This is a genomic window from Paeniglutamicibacter sp. GQ140 (assembly GCF_059759235.1).
The window spans coordinates 283,683-304,259 of record NZ_JCAXDW010000005.1; the positions used below are offsets into that span (position 1 = coordinate 283,683).

The 20,577-nt window shown below is 65.2% G+C and carries 16 protein-coding genes and 1 tRNA gene; 4 read left to right on the forward strand and 13 right to left on the reverse strand.

What is annotated here, in order from left to right:
• Nucleotides 1-14 precede the first annotated feature (14 nt).
• The 7 genes from AC6CHY_RS09710 to AC6CHY_RS09740 form a co-directional block, all read right to left on the reverse strand.
• The gene (locus AC6CHY_RS09710) at nt 15-1,022 is read right to left on the reverse strand and encodes a PDR/VanB family oxidoreductase (protein WP_498226590.1); all 1,008 of its coding nucleotides are present in this window, start codon (nt 1,020-1,022) and stop codon (nt 15-17) included.
• On the reverse strand, nt 1,019-2,170 hold the full coding sequence (locus tag AC6CHY_RS09715) for a histidinol-phosphate transaminase (RefSeq protein WP_498226591.1): 1,152 nt from the start codon (nt 2,168-2,170) through the stop codon (nt 1,019-1,021). Before AC6CHY_RS09715 ends, AC6CHY_RS09710 begins: the two co-directional genes overlap by 4 nt.
• Before the next feature lie 18 nt (nt 2,171-2,188).
• Nucleotides 2,189-2,956: an amino acid ABC transporter ATP-binding protein gene (locus AC6CHY_RS09720; protein WP_217388375.1), complete on the reverse strand. Its 768-nt coding sequence runs from the start codon at nt 2,954-2,956 to the stop codon at nt 2,189-2,191.
• On the reverse strand, nt 2,953-3,909 hold the full coding sequence (locus AC6CHY_RS09725; protein ID WP_217388374.1) for an amino acid ABC transporter permease: 957 nt from the start codon (nt 3,907-3,909) through the stop codon (nt 2,953-2,955). Before AC6CHY_RS09725 ends, AC6CHY_RS09720 begins: the two co-directional genes overlap by 4 nt.
• The gene (locus AC6CHY_RS09730) at nt 3,906-4,805 is read right to left on the reverse strand and encodes an ABC transporter substrate-binding protein (protein WP_217388373.1); all 900 of its coding nucleotides are present in this window, start codon (nt 4,803-4,805) and stop codon (nt 3,906-3,908) included. The genes AC6CHY_RS09725 and AC6CHY_RS09730 overlap by 4 nt, the downstream gene beginning before the upstream one ends.
• A 159-nt stretch (nt 4,806-4,964) precedes the next feature.
• Nucleotides 4,965-6,641 (reverse strand): HAL/PAL/TAL family ammonia-lyase, encoded by a 1,677-nt coding sequence (locus tag AC6CHY_RS09735; protein ID WP_498226592.1) that lies wholly within the window; start codon nt 6,639-6,641, stop codon nt 4,965-4,967.
• On the reverse strand, nt 6,619-7,404 hold the full coding sequence (locus AC6CHY_RS09740; protein WP_498226593.1) for an IclR family transcriptional regulator: 786 nt from the start codon (nt 7,402-7,404) through the stop codon (nt 6,619-6,621). The genes AC6CHY_RS09735 and AC6CHY_RS09740 overlap by 23 nt, the downstream gene beginning before the upstream one ends.
• 187 nt (nt 7,405-7,591) lie before the next feature.
• On the opposite strand from AC6CHY_RS09740, the gene AC6CHY_RS09745 reads away from it, so the two are divergent.
• The gene (locus AC6CHY_RS09745; RefSeq protein ID WP_217388370.1) at nt 7,592-8,800 is read left to right on the forward strand and encodes a cytochrome P450; all 1,209 of its coding nucleotides are present in this window, start codon (nt 7,592-7,594) and stop codon (nt 8,798-8,800) included.
• A gap of 91 nt (nt 8,801-8,891) precedes the next feature.
• On the opposite strand, the gene AC6CHY_RS09750 is transcribed toward AC6CHY_RS09745, so the two are convergent.
• From AC6CHY_RS09750 to pcrA, 4 genes are all read right to left on the reverse strand, one after another.
• Nucleotides 8,892-10,109, reverse strand: a complete 1,218-nt coding sequence (locus AC6CHY_RS09750) for an alpha-hydroxy acid oxidase (RefSeq protein WP_498226594.1) — start codon at nt 10,107-10,109, stop codon at nt 8,892-8,894.
• A gap of 195 nt (nt 10,110-10,304) precedes the next feature.
• Nucleotides 10,305-11,207, reverse strand: a complete 903-nt coding sequence (gene sucD / locus AC6CHY_RS09755) for a succinate--CoA ligase subunit alpha (protein ID WP_217388368.1) — start codon at nt 11,205-11,207, stop codon at nt 10,305-10,307.
• Between the two features lie 16 nt (nt 11,208-11,223).
• Nucleotides 11,224-12,393 carry an ADP-forming succinate--CoA ligase subunit beta gene (sucC, locus tag AC6CHY_RS09760; RefSeq protein ID WP_217388367.1) on the reverse strand — a complete coding sequence of 390 codons (1,170 nt, stop codon included), beginning with the start codon at nt 12,391-12,393 and terminating at the stop codon, nt 11,224-11,226.
• Between the two features lie 239 nt (nt 12,394-12,632).
• Nucleotides 12,633-15,038 (reverse strand): DNA helicase PcrA, encoded by a 2,406-nt coding sequence (pcrA, locus tag AC6CHY_RS09765; RefSeq protein ID WP_217388366.1) that lies wholly within the window; start codon nt 15,036-15,038, stop codon nt 12,633-12,635.
• A 73-nt stretch (nt 15,039-15,111) separates the two neighbouring features.
• Between pcrA and AC6CHY_RS09770 the strand changes: the two genes are divergently transcribed.
• The gene (locus AC6CHY_RS09770; protein WP_254455952.1) at nt 15,112-15,747 is read left to right on the forward strand and encodes a hypothetical protein; all 636 of its coding nucleotides are present in this window, start codon (nt 15,112-15,114) and stop codon (nt 15,745-15,747) included.
• 100 nt (nt 15,748-15,847) lie between these two features.
• A tRNA-Arg gene (locus AC6CHY_RS09775) sits at nt 15,848-15,924 on the forward strand.
• Nucleotides 15,925-16,640: 716 nt separating this feature from the next.
• Here the strand turns inward: AC6CHY_RS09775 and AC6CHY_RS09780 are convergent.
• Nucleotides 16,641-17,870 (reverse strand): ROK family transcriptional regulator, encoded by a 1,230-nt coding sequence (locus AC6CHY_RS09780; RefSeq protein WP_498226595.1) that lies wholly within the window; start codon nt 17,868-17,870, stop codon nt 16,641-16,643.
• A gap of 208 nt (nt 17,871-18,078) precedes the next feature.
• On the opposite strand from AC6CHY_RS09780, the gene AC6CHY_RS09785 reads away from it, so the two are divergent.
• Nucleotides 18,079-18,480, forward strand: a complete 402-nt coding sequence (locus tag AC6CHY_RS09785) for an NUDIX hydrolase (RefSeq protein WP_217388364.1) — start codon at nt 18,079-18,081, stop codon at nt 18,478-18,480.
• 9 nt (nt 18,481-18,489) lie between these two features.
• Here the strand turns inward: AC6CHY_RS09785 and AC6CHY_RS09790 are convergent, their stop codons facing one another.
• The gene (locus AC6CHY_RS09790; RefSeq protein WP_217388363.1) at nt 18,490-20,346 is read right to left on the reverse strand and encodes an ABC transporter ATP-binding protein; all 1,857 of its coding nucleotides are present in this window, start codon (nt 20,344-20,346) and stop codon (nt 18,490-18,492) included.
• Nucleotides 20,347-20,577: the final 231 nt, after the last annotated feature.

The following is a 20,577-nucleotide window of genomic DNA, read 5'->3' on the forward strand; positions in this document are numbered from 1 at the left end:
CGGGGGCGCAGGCGCTAGATATCCAGCACCAGGCGCCCGCCCTTGCAGCGCGACACGCAGATCATCATGGTGTCTCCGGCATCCCGCTCCTCCTCGCTGAGCAGCGAATCGCGGTGGTCGATCTCCCCCGAGACCACCGGGGTCTCGCAGGTCCCGCAGATTCCCTCCCGGCAGGAGTTCAGCACCTGCACCCCGACGTCCTCCAGGGCGGCCAGGATGCTGGTGCCCACCGGCACCCGTGCCTGGAGGCCGCCGGTGGTTTCCACCGTGAATTCGTGGTCCCCCGCGGCCGGCGCGCTTGCGGCAGGGTCGGCGACAAAGCGTTCGAAGTGGAACCGCGCGGGGTCCCGCCAGCCGGAGGTGAGCGTGGCGATGTAGTCCAGCAGCGGTCCGGGGCCGCACACATAGGCGTGGAATCCCGCCTCCGGGTCACCGAGCAGCTCGGCCAGGGGATAGAGCCCGGATTCGTCGTCGGCGTGCACGTGGACCTTGTCCCCGTAGTGCGCCAGTTCGCCGAGGAATGCCATGGAACCACGGCTGCGCCCCAGGTAGAGCAGCCGCCATGCTGCCCCGGAGACCTCGGCCGCGCGCAGCATGGGCAGGATGGGCGTGATGCCGATGCCGCCGGCGATGAACATGTATTCGGGCGCCGGCCCGAGCACGAAGTTGTTGCGCGGGCTCCTGACCCGCAGCTGCGCGCCGGGCCTCAGCTGGTCGTGGACGTAGGCGGATCCGCCGCGGCCGGCGGGTTCCCGCAACACCCCCAATCGCCAGTGCCGGTCCCCGGGGGCGGAGCACAGGGAATACTGGCGCAGCAGACCGTTGGGAAGCAGGACGTCGATGTGCGATCCCGGACTCCAGTCCGGCAGCGCGAGCCCGTCGGGGCGGGCAATGCCCAGGGAGAGCACCGACTCCGATTCCCGCTTGATGTCCACCACGTCCACGACGAAGTATCCGTCCTCGGCCATCCGGATGACTGGCCCCGGTTCCCCGATGGCATGCTTTTCACTTGTGCTGATCACGATGCACCTCCAGTGCTGTGGTGTGGGTATGTGGTGGGTACTGCCTGCCATGTTTCCGCGCACCGTGCCGTTGCCGGCTCGTCCAGCGCGGCCAGGACCGCCAGCGAGGCCTGGCGCGGGCCGATGGTCACCCGCACCCCTTCGCCGCCAAAGGCACGGACCGACACCCCGTGTGCTGCGCACGCGCGTTCGATGTCCGCGGCCCGCCGCCCGTTTTCCGGGATCCAGAGGAAGTTGCCCCCGCTGTCGGGGACGCGCAGGCCGAGGGCCTCCAGTTCCCGGTGCAGGAATTCGCGTTCCCCCGACACCGCGGCCACGGTGCCGAGCAGGTAGTCGGTGTCGGCGAGGGCCGCCACGGCGCCGGCCTCTGCCACCGCACTGAGCCCGAAGGGCGGAGCCACCTTGCGGATGGCCCGGACGACGTCCTCCGGCCCCAGCAGGTATCCGGCCCGCGCCCCGGCCAGTGCATGGGCCTTGGAGAAGGTCCGCAGGATCACCAGGTTGGGGTGCTTGGTCAGCAGCGGCACGGTGTCCCCACTGGATCCGGAGAACTCGACGTAGGCCTCGTCGAGCACCACGAGTACGTGGCCCGGAACCCCCGCGAGAAAGGATTCGACCTCGCCGATCGCCAGCACCGTTCCGGTGGGGTTGTTGGGATTGCACAGCAGCACCACCGTGGTGCGTTCGGTGATGGCCCGGCGCATGGCCGCCGTGTCGTGGCGATGGGCCGCATCCAGCGGCACCTCGACGCTCCTGGCCCCTGCCAGCGTGACCAGGATCGGATACGCCTCATAGCTGCGCCAGGCGTACAGCACCTCGTCGCCCGGGCCCGCGAAAGCCGCGAGGACCTGGCCCAGCAGGGCCAGGGACCCTGCCCCCACCGCAACCTGGGTTTCGGATAGTCCCAGGGTGTCGGCCAGCGCGGCCACCAACCGGTCCCCGGCCAGGCTCGGATAGCGGTTGGAGCGTTGCACGCTGTCCGCCATGGCCGCAAGGGCGGCGGGCGAGGGCGACATCCAGGATTCGTTGGAGGAGGCCACCCACCGCGCCTTTCCGGCGGCCGGCGAGCGCGAATAACCCGGCAGCATCTCCACCAGGTCGCGCGGCCGGGGCGTCGCCTCGCCGGCGCCGGATTGCTCGTTGGACATCGGGTCTTTCCTTCGCTTCTAGGCCAGGACCTTGGACAGGAAGGCCTGGGTTCGGGGTTCGCGGGGGTCTTCAAGGACCTGTCGGGGGCTGCCGGACTCGACCAGCTGCCCGTCCGCCATGAAGTGGACGACGTCCCCTACTTCCTTGGCGAAGCCCATTTCGTGGGTCACCACGATCATGGTCATCCCCGAGGCCGCCAGGGAGGTCATGACCTCCAGCACCTCCCCCACCAGCTCCGGGTCGAGCGCGGAGGTCGGCTCGTCGAAGAGCATGAGCTTCGGCTTCAGGGCCAGGGCCCGGGCAATGGCCACGCGTTGCTGCTGGCCCCCGGAAAGCTGCGAGGGGTAGTGCTGGTACTTGTCGGCCAATCCCACCCGGTCCAGCAGTTCCATGCCCTCGGCCATGGCCTTGGCCCGGGATTTGCGCTGCACGATTGTCGGTCCCTCGATCACGTTCTCCAGGGCGGTCCGGTGCGGGAACAGGTTGAATTGCTGGAAGACCATGCCGACGGACGCACGCTGCTTGGCCGTTTCGTTTTCCTTCAGTTCGTGCAACTTGTTCCCCGCACGGCGATATCCAATGCGATCCCCGTGGACCCACATTTCCCCGTCGCTGATTTTTTCCAGGTGGTTGATGCACCGCAGGAACGTGCTTTTTCCCGAGCCGGAGGGCCCCAGCAGGCAGGCGACCTGTCCGGCCTGCACCTCCAGGGTGATGCCCTTGAGGATTTCCAGGTGGCCGAAGGACTTGCGCACATTGTGGGCGCGCAGGACTGGTTCGTTCATTTGCTCGGCTCCAATTCCGGCTCGATGCTTGGCGCTGGGGTCGGCCCCGTGACGGGGCCGGTCGCCGAGGCCGCGGGCGCCGCTGGCTTCTTGCCCTTGATGGGCGTGAAGCCGCGTTCAAAGTGGCGTTCGACGAAGTACTGGCCGACGGAGAGCACCGCGGTGACCGCCAGGTACCAGATGGCCGCCACGATGAGCAGCGGGATGGTCTGGAAATTGCGCGAGTAGATGATCGAGACGCTGGTCAGCAGCTCCGAGTACCCGATGACGATGACCAGCGAGGTGTACTTGAGCATGCCGATGGTTTCGTTGCCGGTCGGCGGGATGATCACGCGCATGGCCTGCGGCAGGATCACCCGGCGCATGGTCTGCAGGCGGGACATGCCGATCGCCTTGGCCGCCTCGGTCTGGCCCGCGGCGATGGACCGGATGCCCGAGCGAACGATCTCGCCCATGTAGGCGCCCTCATTGAGGCTCAGGCCCAGCAGGGCGGCGGTGAACGGGGAGATCACCGAGTTGGTGTCGATGCTCAGCAGCTGGGGCCCGAAGGGGATGCCGAGCCCGATGTTGGGGATCAGCGCCGCCAGGAAGAACCAGAACAGCAGCTGCACCATCAGCGGCGTCCCGCGGAAGAACCACGAGTACGCCCAGGCCGCGGTGGACAGGATCGGGTTTGCCGAGAGCCTGCAGACCGCCACCACGATCCCCAGCACGATGCCGATGAGCATGGAGATGGCGGTGAGCATCAGGGTCCGGCCCAGGCCGGCCATCACCGGCGCCGCGAAGAGGTACTCGCCCACCACGTCCCAGTGGAAGCGTTCGTTGGCGAACATCGAGTAGATCAGCATCAGGAGGATGCCGACGACTGCCACCGCGGCAATCCAGCGGCCCAGATAGCGGGCCGGCACGATGACCAGACCGTTCTCCTGCGGTTCAGGGGTCCGCGTGGTCATTGCTTGACCCCGTTGACGGGGAAGGACTCCATGGTGTGGTCGGCCATGTTGTACTTGGCCAGGATCTTGTCGTAGCTACCGTCGGCCTTGATGGCCTCGAGTCCCTTTTGGATGGTGATCATGAGCTGTTCCTGGTCCTTGGGGAAGACGATGCCGAAGGCCAGGTCTTGGTAGCGCTCGCCCATGGCCAGGGCGCCCTTGGACTCGGCGGCAATGACCGACCCGGAGGTCGAATCGACCAGGAAGGCGTCCACGCGGTTTGACTGCAGGGCCAGCACCGCCTGGTTCTGTCCGGCGAAGATCGTCACCTCGACCTTCGGCTTGCCGGCTTCCTCGCACTTCTTGGAGGCCTCGGCGGCGTCGGCGTCCTCGGTGGTGCCCTTCACGATGCCCACGTGGGCGCCGCACAGGTCATCGAGCGTCTTGAGCTTCTCGGCGTTTGCTGCCGAGGTCATGACGCCTCCTCCCGCGGAGAAGTAGTCGATGAAGTTGACCTGCTTCTGGCGTTCGACGGTGTCGGACATCGCCGACATGGCCATGTCGTAGCGTGCCGAGGCGAGTCCCGGGATGATCGCGTCGAAGGCGATGTTGTCGAAGTCCATGGTGACGCCCAACTGCTTCTCCAGCTCGTCGGCGATTTCCCTGTCGATGCCGATGACGGTGGTGCCGTCCGTGTCAAAGGACTCGAACGGCGGATATTCGACGTTGCTGGCCACGTTGATGGCCCCGGCCTTTTGGATCTTCTCCGGCAGCTGGCCAAACAGGGGCGCACTGGCGTTGGCCGCGGCCGGCTTTTCGGCCTCCGCGGTCCCGCCGCAGGCGGAAAGCGCGAGCAGGCCTGCCAGGGCAAGTGCACCAAGTGCGCCGGAACGGATGGTGCGAGTGGAGTTTTTCATGATGTTTTCCTCCTGATGGATGCGTTCTGAACTGCTGGAGCGGATGGGACTTTCTTGGGGGTGAATCCCGCGGAATCCGTGGCGTTCACGGATTTTTTGGGCATGGGAAGTAGAGCCACCGACTTCGGCGGTGTGCTGGGGGGAACCTTTCGGGGGCGGCTAGCCGGCGAGAACCTTGTTCACGGTTTCAACGACCAACCCGCTGTGCACCAGGTCAAGGGCCATCCTGACCCGTGGGTACATGACCACGTCGGCGCGGATGTGGTCGATCGGCCGTCCGTCGGCCGAATTGCTGCCGCGCACCAGCGCCAGGGCCGCGGCGCTAGCCGCGCCCGGGCGGGCGTCCCCGGTGTCCGGGTGCGCGGCACGCAGCTCCAGCGCCTGGGCGGCCATGAGCAATTCGATGCCGACCACGGATTCGATGTTGGCCACGATCTGCCGGGCATGTCGTCCGGCGTTGTTGGCCATTGAGACGTGGTCTTCCTGGTTGGCGCAGGTCGGGATGGAATCGACCGAGTCGGGGTGGGCCAGGGTCTTGCAGTCGGACACCAGGGCAGCGGCCAGGTATTGCGGCAGCATGTAGCCGCAGTCCATGCCCGTTTGCTCGCTGTCGATGAGCATGTCGGGCAGCCCCCGGTTCAGCGTTCCGTCGTCGAGGCGGAAGAGCCGGCGCTCGGTGATGTTGCCGATCTCGGTGACGACTATGGAAATGAAGTCGGCGGCGAAGGCCACGTACTCGGCGTGGAAGTTCCCGCCCGAGACGGCCTTGAGTTTGCGGGTGTCGGGCAGCGACGGGAAGATCAGCGGGTTGTCCGTGGCCGCGTTGATTTCGTTGTCGATGATCCCGGCCGCGAAGGCCAGGGTGTCCTTGATCGGGCCGAAGACCTGCGGGATGCAGCGCAGCGAGTAGGCATCCTGGGGCGGTTGGCGGACCGGGTCGGTTGACGCGTTGCCGTCGATGAGGGTGGACCCCGACAGCAATTCGCGGATGCGCGCGGCAACCTCGATTTGCCCCCGCTGGCCGCGGGCCTGGTGCAACTCGTCAATGAAGGCGTCGCCGAACCCCATGAGCGCCTCGATGGTCATGGCCGCGGTGATTTGCGCCGTTTCCAGCAGGTTCTGTGCGTCGTAGAGGGCAAGGGCCGCCTGGGCGCAGGAGAACGAGGTGCCGTTGAGTAGGGCGAGTCCGTCCTTGGCCCCCAGCGGCAGCCGCTCGATGCCGGCGTGGCGCATCGCGGCGATGCCGCTGACCACGTTGCCGTCCACCAGGGCCTCCCCCGAATCCAGCTCCATGTCCTCCCCGGTGTGCGACCGGGACATCACGATGGCCACGTGCGCCAGCGGGATGAGGTCCCCGGAAGCGCCGAGCGAGCCGTACTCCGGAATCGCCGGGCAGACCCCCGCGTTGAGCATCCGGGCCAGGGTGGTGACGATTTCGGGCCGCACCCCCGAGTGTCCTTGGGTCAGGCTGACGATGCGGATGAACATCGTCGCGCGCACGACTTCCTCGTCGACGTACCTGCCCACGCCCGCGGCGTTGGAGAGCACCAGGCGCCGGGACAGTTCGGCGGCGTCGGCCGGCTCGGCGAAGGCCTTGCGTCCGGCCAATGACCCGAAGCCGGTGTTGATGGAATAGATCGGCGGTGTCTGCTTGCCCGGTCCCATCGCATCGACGATGCCGTCCAGCCATTCCCGGCTGGGGGCCATGGCGCCGAAGACAGCATCGTCGATGATGACGGGGCGTCGATGCCGGGCCACCTGAATGAGGTCGTCGAGCGTGGCACGGTGAAGGCCAATGGTCACCGGTGCCGTTTCAGCCAATACTGCTGTAGTCATCAAGGGTCTCCCTGGTTGATTTGTTCGGCGTGCACTCTTGCAATGCCTGGGTAAGTTTGTTGGCCGATTCCTGCATGGTGCGCAGCGTGGAGGAAATCCAGAAGCGGGAACCGCAAGTCCCCTCGGGACCGGCGACGTTGATCGAGCAGACGACTTCTCCGTGGCTGGTCACCGGGATGGCGATGGACAGCGATCCCTGATCCAATTCGCCGCGAGACAGCACATATCCGGAGGACCGGGTCTGCGGAATGGACGCCAGGATTTGCTCGCGGTTCATGGTCTTGGCGGTGAACCGGGTCATGGATCCGGAGAGCACCTCATGAACCACTTCGGGGGGTGCCCAGGCCAGCAACACGCGCTGCCCCGCCCCCGCATGCAGCGGCAGCAATTCGTTGACGGCGAAGGAGTATTTCAGGGACTTCTCCGGCTCCACGCGCCGAAGGCACATGGCCTGGGATCCGATCCGCACGATCATCACTGCCGTTTCCCCGACCTGGTCCACGATTTCGCGAAGCACCGCATTGCCCACCTCGGCGAGGTAGGACTGGGCATGGTGGCGGCCGGCGGACTTGAGAAGCACCGGTCCCGGCCGGTAGCGCCCGTCTTCCTCGCAGACGAAATTCTGTTCACGCAACACCTTGAAATACCGGTATGCGGAGCTTGCTGGAATGCCGAGCTTCCTGGCCACGGCCTCGACCGAGGCGTCCCCGTGTTCTATGACCTCGGACAGGATTCTCAAACCCCGTTCAAAAGACGTTGACATGTGTCCCAAGCCTCCCTTCCAACCCAAGATGAGATGTGATGCGCGACATATGCTCGGGCACTGATTCGATGTTGCATGCTGCGGGAGCGAAGAACAATTCCGACTCTCACATAGTGAGAACCACGCTTACCCGCTGAACCGCTGCGCGCTAGGTTGAGGGCAGTCACCACGATCTCGGGAGGAACCCATGGACTCGACCCTGGCCGCTGCCACGGCGCCGCTATTTACGGAAGACCCCTATTCCCTGGCACATTTGGCCGAACCATACGGGCTCTTCGAACGCATGCGCGACGCCGGCCCGGTGGTCCGGCTCGAGGAACACGACGTCCTGGCCGTGACGCGCTTCGATGAGTGCAAGGAAGTCCTGGAGGACTACCGCACCTTTATCTCCGGCGCGGGAGCCGGGCCGCGGAACCTTCACCGCGAACCCAGCTGGCGGGCCCAGGGCATCATGGAGTCGGATCCCCCGATCCACACCCAGATGCGCCATGCCATAGCGGGAGTCATTTCGCCCCGCGGGGTCCGTTCGCTGCGCGCGGGCTTCGAGCAATATGCGACCGAACTCGTCGACGAGCTGCTGGATCGCGGGGAATTCGATCTGGTCAAGGACATGTCGGAGGTCTTCCCCCTGCGCGCCTTCGGGGATGCCGTCGGCATTCCGCGCGAGGGCCGGGCCGAGAACCTCCTGGCGCTGGGCGCGGCCAACTTCTCCACCTTCGGACCCGACACGCCGCTGGCCCGGGAGCACTTTTCCGCGGGGGCCGGCACCAACGACTGGGCCATGGCCAACACCGCCCGTGAACGGCTGAGCCCCGGCAGCCTGGGTGCGCAGATCTGGGACTACGCGGACCGCGGCGAGATCACCGCGGACCAGGCCCCGCTGCTGGTGCGCGCCATGCTTTCGGCGGGCCTCGACACCACGATCTTCTCGCTGGGAGCAACATTGCTGGCCTTGGTCCGCCACCCGGGGCAATACGCGAAGGTCCACGAGAATCCCAAGCTCGTGAAGTTCGCCATCGACGAGGCCTTCCGCTACGAGTCGCCGTTTCAGTCCTTCTACCGCACGACGAGCCAGCCCGCGGAAATCGGGGGCATGGCCATCCCGGCCGAGACCAAGGTTGCGGTATTCGTTGGCGCCGCGAACCGCGATGAGCGGCGCTGGGGGCCGACCGCGAACGAGTACGACATCACCCGGGCCGCGGGCGGGCACCTGGCCTTCGGCATGGGCATCCACCAGTGTGTGGGCCAGCCGTTGTCGCGACTCGAAATGGATGTGCTCATCACCGAACTGGCGCGCCGGGTGAAGTCCATCGAGTTGACGGCCGAGCCGGAGCAATTCATGCACACCACGTTGCGCGGCTGGAAATCCATTCCGGTGCGGGTCGCCGCCGCCTAGGCGGCCACGGCCTTTTAGGAAGCGACCGGCGCGATGTCCCCGGGCGGTTCGCGGGGACAACGTGCCGGTCGGTCGCCGGCTGCCGGCGGATTCACCCCTCGCCCACGCCCATGCGCACGTGTTGCGGGCCCAGTTCCGCCAGGGTGCGCACGCCCAGCAGGGCCATGGTTTGCCGGATCTCCCGTTCCAGGATCTCCAGGGTGCGTTCCACCCCTGCCTGTCCCCCGGCCATCAAGCCGTAGAGGTAGGCCCTGCCGATGAGGGTGAAGTTCGCCCCCGCGGCCAGCGTCGCCACCACGTCGCCCCCGCTCATGATTCCCGAATCGGCGATGAGGAGCCGGTCCGGCCCCACCGCGGCGCGGATGGCCGGAAGCTGCAACACCGGCACCGGCGCCCTGTCCAGCTGGCGTCCGCCATGGTTGGAGACCACCACGCCGTCGACACCGTGCCCGAAGCATGCCACAGCGTCCTCGGGCCCCTGCACGCCCTTGACGATCAACGTGCCCGGCCATGCCTCCCGCACCCAGGCGAGGTCGGCGTAGTTCAGGGATGCGTCAAACATCGTGTCGAACCGGGCGCTGATATTTCCCGTGTTGTGCGGAAAGTTGGCGAAGCCCAGGGGTTCGGTGGTGAGGAAGTCCAGGCACCAGCCGGGGCGCCTGAGCGCATCGAGCATGGTTCGCGCACCGAGGGTCGGCGGCAGGGTCATGCCGTTTCGCTGGTCCCGAACGCGGGTGGACGTCACGGCGGTGTCCACCGTCAGGAGCAGGGCGCTGTAGCCGGCCTCCCGGGCCCTGCTCATCATGTCAACGGAGACCGCACGATCCTGGCCGAGGTACAGCTGGAACCAGCGGGTGCCCTGTGGCGCCGCGGCGGCGGTTTCCTCGATGGACACGGTGCCCATGGTGGAAAGGGTGAAGGGGATGTTGTGCCTTGCCGCTGCTGCTGCCCCGGCGCGTTCACCGGCGGCATGCATCAGGCGCGTCAGCCCGGTGGGGGCGATGCCCACGGGCAACGAGAATCGCCCGCCGGCCACGGCCACGGAGGGGTCCACCGCGCTGACGTCGCGCAGGATCCCGGGGAGCAATTCCGTGTTCCGGTATGCGCGGTAGTTCCGTTCCAGGGCCTCTTCGGCGTAGGAACCGCCATCCGCATAGTCGAAGGCCGCGGTGGGGGTGCGGCGCCTGGCCAGCTGCCGCAGGTCTTCCATGTTCAGCGCCCCGCTCGCCGGGCTCGTGCCGGGTTTCGGCAATGGCTTGAACTTCAGCTGGGCCAGCGCCGCCGGAAGCCTGGTGAGCGAACGTTTCATGACGCGGGGCCGCCTGCCTTTCGATGCGGGGACACTTTCCTCCCCCGCATCCTAGGCATCGCTGCGGTATCGCGAACAACCCGCATTCCCGCCGGGCGGGAAGGGCCGGCGGCCGGACGGTGCTTAACGGCCGACGGCGGTTGGCCATCCGGAACCCCGGGTGTCCAACCGCCGTCGGCGGATAGTGCTTTTGCCTTAGAGGGCGGCGAAAACTTCGCGCAGCAGCGTTGCGGTTTCCGACGGGGTCTTGCCGACCTTCACGCCTGCAGCCTCAAGTGCTTCCTTCTTGGCCTGTGCGGTACCGGCCGAGCCCGAGACGATGGCGCCGGCGTGGCCCATGGTCTTGCCCTCGGGTGCGGTGAAGCCAGCCACGTAGCCGACGACCGGCTTGGTGACGTTGGCCTTGATGAAGTCGGCTGCACGCTCTTCGGCGTCGCCGCCGATTTCGCCGATCATCACGATGGCCTTGGTCTCCGGGTCCGCCTCGAACGCAGCCAGGGCGTCGATGTGGGTGGTGCCGATGACCGGGTCGCCGCCGATGCCGATGGCGGTGGAGAAGCCCAGGTCGCGCAGTTCGTACATCATCTGGTAGGTCAGGGTGCCGGACTTGGAGACCAAGCCGATCGGGCCCTTCTGGGTGATGTTGTTCGGCGTGATGCCGACCAGTGCCTCGCCCGGGGTGATGATGCCGGGGCAGTTCGGGCCAATGATGCGGGTGACCTGGTTGCCGTCGGCGTCGACCTTGGACTGGGCCAGGGCCCAGAACTCGGCCGAATCCTGGACCGGAACGCCCTCGGTGATGACAACGACCAGGCCGATGCCTGCCTCGATGGCCTCAACGACTGCATCCTTGGTGAATGCCGGCGGGACGAAGACGATGGAAACGTCTGCGCCGGTCTCGGCCATGGCTTCCGCCACGGCGCCGAAGACCTTGATCTCCTTGTCGCCGTGCAGCACGGTGGTGCCTGCCTTGCGGGCGTTGACGCCGCCGACGATGTTGGTGCCGGCCTTGAGCATCAGTGCGGTGTGCTTGGTGCCCTCGCCACCGGTGATGCCCTGAACGATGACCTTGGAGTCCTTGTTAAGGTAAATGCTCATGTTCGCGTATCCCTACTTACTTCGCTGCGTTGGCGAGCTCGGCGGCCTTGTCGGCGCCCTCGTCCATGGTTGCTGCCAGGGTGACCAACGGGTGGTTGGCCTCGGCCAGGATGCGGCGGCCCTCTTCGACGTTGTTGCCGTCGAGGCGCACGACCAGCGGCTTGTTGGCGGAGGAACCGAGTTCGGCCAGTGCGCCGACGATGCCCTTGGCAACGGCGTCACATGCGGTGATGCCGCCGAAGACGTTCACGAAGACCGACTTGACCTGCTTGTCGTTCAGGATGACGTCCAGGCCAGCGGCCATGACCTCGGCAGAGGCTCCGCCGCCGATGTCCAGGAAGTTGGCGGGCTTCACGTTGCCGTGGTTTTCGCCGGCGTAGGCAACGACGTCCAGGGTCGACATGACCAGGCCTGCACCGTTGCCGATGATGCCAACTTCGCCGTCCAGCTTGACGTAGTTCAGGTCCATCGCCTTGGCCTTGGCCTCGAGCGGATCCGCTGCGTCCTTGTCTTCGAGCTCGACGTGGTGCGGGTGGCGGAACTCGGCGTTCTCGTCGATGGAGACCTTGCCGTCGAGGGCGACGATGTCGCCGGCGCCGGTGCGAACCAGCGGGTTGACCTCAACCAGGGTTGCGTCTTCCTTCTTGAAGACGTCCCACAGCTTCAGGATGGCGGAGGCGACCTTTTCGGTCAGCTCCGGGGCGAAGCCTGCCGCGGCGACGATTTCGTCGGCCTTGGCCTGGTCGATGCCCACGGCCGGGTCAACCGCAATGCGGGCCAGGGCCTCGGGACGCTCAACGGCGAGGTCCTCGATTTCCATGCCGCCCTCAACCGAGCACATGGCCAGGTAGTTGCGGTTCGCGCGGTCCAGCAGCACCGAGAAGTAGAACTCCTCGGCGATGTCGGCGCCCTGCGCGATCATGACCTTGTTCACGGTGTGGCCCTTGATGTCCATGCCGAGAATGTCGGTTGCGTATGCGAATGCCTCGTCGGCGGTCTTTGCGACCTTGACGCCGCCGGCCTTGCCGCGGCCTCCGACCTTTACCTGGGCTTTAACAACCACGACGCCGCCGATTTTCTCGGCTGCGGCCTTGGCTTCTTCAGGAGTGTAGGCAACGATGCCGGCCAGCACGGGTACGCCGTGCGACTCGAACATATCGCGCGCCTGGTATTCATACAGGTCCACGGGCTTGTGTCCTTCTTGTCGAAGTCTATGCTGACTCAAGGCATGGCTCCGTAGATACGATTCCATGCATCGAGGGGGTAGAGCCCCGCCTGGGATAAGGCCAGGCTCCGTCCTCAGCCTAACGCGTTCGCGCCCATTGACACAGTTCTACAATCCGTAGAGCCAACGGGTGCGTGACCACTGCCACAAGCCCTCCCGCACGGGCCCCGGCGCCGCTGCGGGCAATGGCCATGAATTGGCTAGTCAAGCTTGGTTAACGGGGCATACCGAAGCAACAAGCGCTTCTCCGCATCGGCGAACTTAACCTTCGCCACGGTCTTGTCCCCGGCACCCTCGAGCGCCAGGACAACACCCTGGCCGAAGGTGCCATGTGTCACCTTGTCGCCAACGCTCAGGGCGATGATTTCCTTGTTCGGCTGCACGCGACCCTTGGCCCGCGCCACCGGTGCGGTGCTCAGCGTGTGGATTTCCGGGGCCCCGGAAAGCCTGCCCCCGCCGCCGGCGCCGGAACCCGCACCCCAATAGGAACCCGACTCATAGCGGCTGGTGGCAAAGTTGTTGCGCCCGCCGAAGGATTCAAAGCTTGCCCGCTTGGTGCCCTCGCGCTTCCAGTCCACCAGGTTTCCGGGGATTTCCTCGAGGAACTGGCTGGCCGGGTTGTACTGTGACTGGCCCCAGAGGCTGCGGTATTCGGCGCGCGTCAAATAGAGGCGCTGGCGGGCACGGGTGAGCCCCACGTAGGCCAACCGGCGTTCCTCCGCCAGCTCCTTCTCATCCGTCAGCGAGCGCTGGTGCGGGAAGATCCCGTGTTCCATGCCGGTGAGGAAGACCACGGGGAATTCCAGCCCCTTGGCCGTGTGCAAGGTCATGAGCGTGACCATTCCCTCACGGTGGGCCATGTCGACGCCCTCCGCATCGCTTGGTGCCTCCGGGATGGAATCGGCGTCGGCCACCAGCGCGACGCGTTCCAGGAAATCGGTGAGCGTTCCCTCGGGGTTCTCCTTCATGAAGTCCCGGACCACTGCCACGAGTTCGGCGAGGTTTTCGACGCGCGACTCATCCTGCGGGTCGTTGGAGGAGCGGAGCATTTCCAGGTATCCGGTCTGCTCCAGCACCGCTTCCAGCGCCTCGGCGGGGCCAGAGCCCTCGGCAACCACGGCAAGGTCGTCCATGATCTTCACGAACGCGCCGATCATGTTCTGGCCGCGCGTCCCCAGCCCGGGGGCGTCTTCGGCACGGCGCAGCGCCTCCATGAAGGAGATCCGCTCGCGCTCGGCCAACGCCGCCACCGAGTATTCGGCCCGGTCCCCGATGCCGCGCTTGGGCTCGTTGAGGATGCGCCTCACGTTGATGTCGTCTTCCGGGTTCACCAGCACCCGCAAGTAGGCCAGGGCGTCCTTGACCTCCTTGCGGTCGTAGAAGCGGGTCCCGCCAATGACCTTGTACTTCAGGTCCACGCGGATCAGCTGTTCCTCCAGGGAACGTGATTGGGCGTTGGTCCGGTAGAAGACGGCCACGTCCCCGGGGCGGATGCCCTCTTCGTCATTCAGGCGCAGGATTTCGTCGGCAATCCAGCGCGCCTCGTCCGACTCGGATTCGCCCACGTAGCCAATGATCAGTTCGCCGTCGCCCTCGGCGGTCCAGAGACGCTTTTCGGGCCGGTCCGGATTGCGCTTGATGACCTCGTTGGCTGCCGAAAGGATGGTTTGCGTCGAGCGGTAGTTCTGCTCGAGCTTGATCGTTTCGGCGTCCGGATAGTCCTTGGAGAACTCGTTGATGTTGCGGATGTCTGCGCCACGGAAGGCATAGATCGACTGGTCCGAGTCGCCCACCACGGTCAGTTCCCCGCCCGGGGTCGGTCCGTCCGGTCCGGTCAGCTCGCGCACCAGGGCGTACTGGGCGTGGTTGGTGTCCTGGTATTCGTCGACCATCACATGGCGGAAACGCCGGCGGTAGTTGTCGGCGACCGCCGGGAAGGCGCGGAAGATGTTGACCACGTGGGCAATCAGGTCATCGAAGTCCAGGGCGTTGGCGGCGCGCAAGCGCTCGGTGTAACCGCGGTACACCTGGAGGACCGCCGAGGCGAACGGGTCGTTGCTGGCGACGGTGGCAGCATATTGCTCATCGTCGATGAGCTCATTTTTCAGCGCGGAAATCTTGTGTGCGATGGATTTGGGCGTGAACTTCTTGGGATCCAGCTCCAGCCCCTTGGACACCAGGGTGATCAACCGCAGGGAATCGGCGGAGTCGTAGATGGAGAAGCTGGACTTCAGTCCCACCGAGGCCGCCTCGCGGCGAAGGATGCGCACGCACGAGGAGTGGAAGGTCGAGACCCACATCTTCTTGGCCACGTCCTCGCCAACCAGTGCGGAGATGCGTTCGCGCATTTCGGCGGCGGCCTTGTTGGTGAAGGTGATGGCAAGGATCTCGTGCGGACGCGACCGTCCCGTCGCCAGGAGATAGGCAATGCGGTGGGAAAGCACCCGGGTCTTGCCCGACCCGGCCCCGGCGACGATCAGCAACGGGGAGCCGGAATGTTTGACTGCCTGCTCCTGCTCGGGGTTCAAACCGGCAAGCAGCTCTTGGGTGCCTGGCAGGTGTGGGGCTGGAGCGGGCGCGACGAAGTCATCGAAAAGGAAATCCATGATGCGCCCTAGTCTACGGCGGTGCGGCCACGGGTTGGCCGGGTTCCGTTCGATTGGCGGCATAATTGGGGTTATGGCCAAGTCACAGAAGAAAAAGAAACAGTACAACCGTCCTGCCCCGGTTGCCCCACCGGCCAATCCCTCCACACAGCGATCGCCGGAGAAGGCAGCGGGGAACGCCAACCTGATCCTGATTGCCGGGTTGGTCGTCACGCTCTTCCTCTTCGGATACTTCCACCTGCTGGTCCTGAACCAGATGACCGACTTGTCCAACGGGCTGACCATGCCCGACCAAATGGTCGGCGGCTACGCGGTTGAGCATATCGAGGCGTTGCGCCAGGCCATGGATGCCGACGCCGCCGGGCAGTTGAACTACGTGCACAAGACCGCCGGCCTGCTCTTCCCGCTTTTCCTGGCACTGATCACCATGCTGGCGGTGAACATCAATACCGCCCGCGGCGCGGTCCGCTGGATCCTGTGGGCCGTGCCCATGGCCTTCGCGGTAGTGGACCTGTGGGAGAACCGGGCCATCGACGCCTTGTTCATCGGCACGCTGGACCCGGCCGCGGTGTCCCTGGCCTCCACGCTGACCACGAGCCGGTGGCTCCTGCTCTTTGCAACGGCGGCAATCTTGTTCGCGGTGCTCATCGCTTCGTTTGGGCGGACGTTCCGCGAGAAGTGGGAATTGTCCAAGCGGGGCCTGCTCTAGGCCGACGGTTATGCGGCGCCGGCTCGGCACGCGGTGTCGCATTAACCAAGCTTCGGCAAAATGCCGTTAGAATTGATTCGGATCGTTTTTGACGAAACGGGCCTCTGTAGCTCAGTTGGATAGAGCGACTCTCTCCTAAAGAGTAGGCCGTCGGTTCAATTCCGGCCAGGGGCACCACGGAGACGCGACCTGCATACATGCAGGTCGCGTCTCGTTTAAGCAACAGACTTGCGACCCAATCCATATTCCTGCCCCGGGGACGTCCGGGCATGAGGGCAACCCTGATCCGAAGTCGTCCGTGGCCCCGCGGAGGGATGTTTCCCTCGCTCGACCGCCCGGGCTACAGCAGCGAGCTGGCCCGATGCGGGCAGCCGACCGGATGACCCCCTGGGCGAATTGTGCCGAAGGGTCCAAAAGGTGCGGCGCGGATGCCTCACGCGCGCTGGTTGCGCGGTCCGGCCACCTCGTCGGCCGGTTGCGGATGCCCCTGTCGCAGAAATGCGGGGCACGTCGTCCATCTCGGGGCTTCGGCCCCTGGCAGCAACGTACAAACCCGTTTTGTGGTCCATCGGCCGGACCTTGACTCGAGGGTGAGGGTTAAAAAGAGGTGCCGTCGACCGGTGAATCCGTGGGATAACTCCCATTACATCCTACGGCACCGGTCGACGGCGTTAAGAGCCGGGTCCCCAGCAGCCGACCTGCCGTTCCCCCACGCACTGCCTTCGCCGATAAACAAGACCTATGCGAAAACAACGGTGGGCAGCTCGGTTGCCACCAACTCTTATTGGTCATCTAAATTCATTAGAGAAAGTTTGTCAACTGACCCGTGAGTAATAAGTCAAAGGGTCGTTCAAAACGGTAATGAACGACCCTTTGACGTAATATGCGACGGCCTAGCGCAACAACAGCGCCGCGGCCTTGGGCGAAAGGCTCGCGTCCATGATGGCACAGGCCCCGCCGATCGCCCCGACTTCGTGGCCCAGTGTCGAGGAACGAACCTCGATCGTGTGGACGTTCTTGGAGCTGAAGCGTTCGTTGATGATCGCACGCAGGTCTTCGAGGCACCATTCGCCGACCTCGGACCACAAGGGGCCGGCCAGGATCACCAATCCGATGTCGAGGGTGTTGCACAGCTGCCCGGCAACCTGGCCCACGTGACCCATGCATTCGCGGATCAGTTCCACGGCGGCTTCGTTCCCGGCTTTCGCAAGGCGCACGAGCTCGACCATTCCGGCCGCACGTTCTGCCGCGTTGCCGTCATCGGGCACCGTGAGGTTCAGGCCGCGATCGCGGGCCTTCTGCGCGATCATGTTGAACGCCAAGGAGGCATGCAAGCAATCGTTGCGTCCGCAAATGTCGCATTCCTGGGCGACAACGCCGGTGGAGAAATGCCCGATCTCGCCTGCGTTGCTGCTGATCCCGCGGTGGATTTCCCCGTTCAGGACCATGCCTGCGCCGATTCCGGCACCGATATACATCGTGACGAAGTTGTCTCGTTCGGCGTCGTTGCCCTTCCACTGTTCCGCGATGGAGGCGGCGATGGTGTCTTTTTCAATAACGACGTCGAGCTTGAGCAGCCGGTGCAGTGGCCCGACCATGTCGACGTCTTTCCATCCGTCGAGCAGCGGCGGGTCGATCATGACTCCGCGTTCGGGATCGAGGGGGCCGGGGACGACGACGCCGACGCCCAGCACGTTGGCGCGTGGAACGCCCGATTTGGCAATGATCTCGTCCACGGTCAGGGCCATGGTTTCGATGGTCTTTTCCGGGTTCTCGACGGCGGGGATATCCAGGCGACGCGAGTGCAGGATTTCACCCCGCAGGTTCAAGATCACCACGGTGATAACACCGGGATCGAGGTGGATGCCCACGGCAACCATGCGATTTGCCTCGAGCTCCAAGACGGTACGCGGCTTGCCCGGTCCCGACACAATCGTGCGGTCCTCGCGGACCAGGCCCTCGTCAAGAAGACGGCGCACGACGTTTGAAATGGTTTGCGGGGAAAGTCCGGTGGAGCCTGCAAGCTCTACGCGACTGACCCCGTCGACCGCACGACGGATCGATTCAAAAATGACCGCCTGATTAAAATCCCCGAGTCGACCTAAGTTGGTGCCCCGCTGCATCAATTCTCCATTTGTAGATCCACATTTGATCCCCCATCGGCCGTACCTGAACCACCTGTCCCCAATGACTAGTGAGGTTCCGTGAACATGGCGCGTTAACGAATTGACTCCAGTATCCACGATTAAATGGAAAAACGCGCCCCGAGACTTGTCCTCAAAGCACGCTACCACCACCAACTGTGCTTTTGGTGCTTGTTAAGCTCAAGTTGTGCCAAAGATTCTTACCATCGCAGCCCTGCAGCTACTAGACCCCTCCGGACGCATCCTTCTGGTGCGCAAGGAGGGGACCACCATGTTCATGCAACCGGGAGGGAAGCTCGAACCCGGCGAAAGCCCATTGGCCGCAGTATTGCGCGAAGTGCAGGAGGAATTGGACCTGGTTTTCACTCCCGGTCAGGTCACCTCCATGGGCCTGTGGATCGGGCCGGCGGCCAACGAAGCCGACACCGACATCCACGCCCACCTGTTCGCCGCCCGAACCCTTGACACGCCGAGGATCCAGGCCGAAATCGAGCAGATGCTGTGGCTCGACCCGGCAGCGGCGATGGCCCGATCCGACATCGCGCCGCTACTGCGCGAGAAGGTCCTTCCCGGCCTGCTGGGACTTTGACGCCCGGCGTTACTGCGCGAACTGCGTGTCGTGCAATTCGGCGTACCGGCCGCGTGCCGCCAAGAGCTCGGCGTGGGTGCCGCGTTCGGCAATCCGTCCATCCTCAATGACCAGGATCAAGTCGGCCGTGCGGATGGTCGAGAGTCGGTGCGCAATAACCAGCGCGGTCCGGTTTTCCAAGGCCTCGGCCAGGGCCGCCTGGACCGCTGCCTCATTGGAGGAATCCAGTGCCGCGGTGGCCTCATCGAGAATGACCACCTGCGGTGCAGCCAGCAGCAGCCGCGCAATGGTCATGCGCTGGCGCTCCCCGCCCGAAAGCCGGTAGCCGCGCTCCCCCACCACGGTGTCCAGCCCGTCGGGAAGCGCTTCGATGGTGGGTTCCAACCGGGCACGCCGCAGCGCCTGCCAGAGCTCTGCGTCGCTGGCCTCCGGCTTGGCAAGGCGAAGATTGGATCCGATGGTCTCGTGGAACAGGTGACCGTCCTGGGTGACCATCGACACGGTGGAGCGCAACGAACCAAGCTTGAGCTCGCGGATGTCGACCCCGGCCAGCTGCACACTGCCCGCATCAACGTCGTAGAGTCGTGCCAGCAGCGAGGCGATGGTTGATTTCCCGGCCCCCGAGGAGCCGACAAGTGCCACCGTGGTCCCGGCCGGGATCTCGAAGTCGATGCCGTGCAGCACCGTTTCCCCGCCCCGGGTGTCGAGCACCGAGACGTCTTCCAGTGAGGCCAGGGAAACCTTTTCGGCGCTGGGGTAGGCAAAGGACACGTTCGAGAACTTCACCGACACCGGGCCCGGATCCAGAACCCTGGCATGGGGCGCGTCGGTGATCAGGGGCTTGAGGTCGAGGATCTCAAAGACCCTGTCAAAGCTCACCAGTGCGCTGGTGATCTCCACCCGGGCGTTGGCCAGGGCGGTGAGCGGGGCGTAAAGCCGGGTCAGCAGCAACGCCAACACGACCACGTCGCCGGCGGCCAGCTCGCCGCGCATCGCATAGACGCCACCGAGCCCGTACACGAGAGCCAGGGCCAGGGCGGCAACCAGGGTGAGCATGGAGACAAAGAAGAATTGGCGCATGGCCATCTTCACCCCGATGTCCCGCACCCGTCCGGCGCGGGTTGCAAATTGCGCCGATTCGTCCGCAGGGCGCCCGAAGAGCTTGATCAGGGTGGCTCCGGGGGCGGAGAAGCGTTCTGTCATCTGGGTGCCCATGGACGCGTTCAGGTCGGCCGATTCCTTGCGCAGCAGCGCCAGGGACTTTCCGAAGTGGCGGGCGGGAAGCAGGAAGACCGGAAGCAGGACCAGCGCCAGCGCCGTGACCTGCCAGGAGGTGGAAAACATGACGCCCGCAGTCAACAACAGCGCCACGGTGTTGGACACCAGGCCCGAGAGGGTCCCGGCGAACGCGGATTGGGCACCGATCACGTCGTTGTTCAGCCTGCTGACCAGCGCGCCGGTCCGGGTGCGGGTAAAGAACGCCACCGGCATCTTCTGCACGTGGTCAAAAACCGCGGTGCGCAGGTCGAAAATGATCCCCTCGCCCAGCCTCGAGGAAAACCAGCGCACCACGAGCGAGACGACGGCATCCAGCACGGCCACCAACGCAATGATCGCCGCCAGTTTCAAGACGACCTGAATCCCGGTCTGGGCGACGATGGCATCGACCACGCGGCCGGCCAACACCGGGGTGACCACCGCCAGGACGGCCGAGATCACCGAGAAGAGCACGAAGACCAGCAGCCTGTTCTTGTAGCTCGCGGCAAAGGCCACTACCCGCCGCGGTGTCGTGGCCGCGTATGCCTTGCCCTTGTCCGGCCCGGACATTCGCCACAACGAATGCCAGGCCGCAGATTCCATGCTCATGTATTTGGTCTCGCCATCCAGCCAGGTCGTCTTGCCGCACCACGCGGAAGATCCCGCGAGGCAATTAAAAAGTCATCGATTGTGGGCCAGCATACGCATGGCCCCGCCACCGACATAACCACCCGGGGGCCCGGATTCTTCCCCGCGCGGCGACCGGCTCCCGTGGCTCGAGACCCCGGGGACGAATTTAGGCCATGCCCCGGCCCTCCGATCCAGCCGTCGGGACCACGG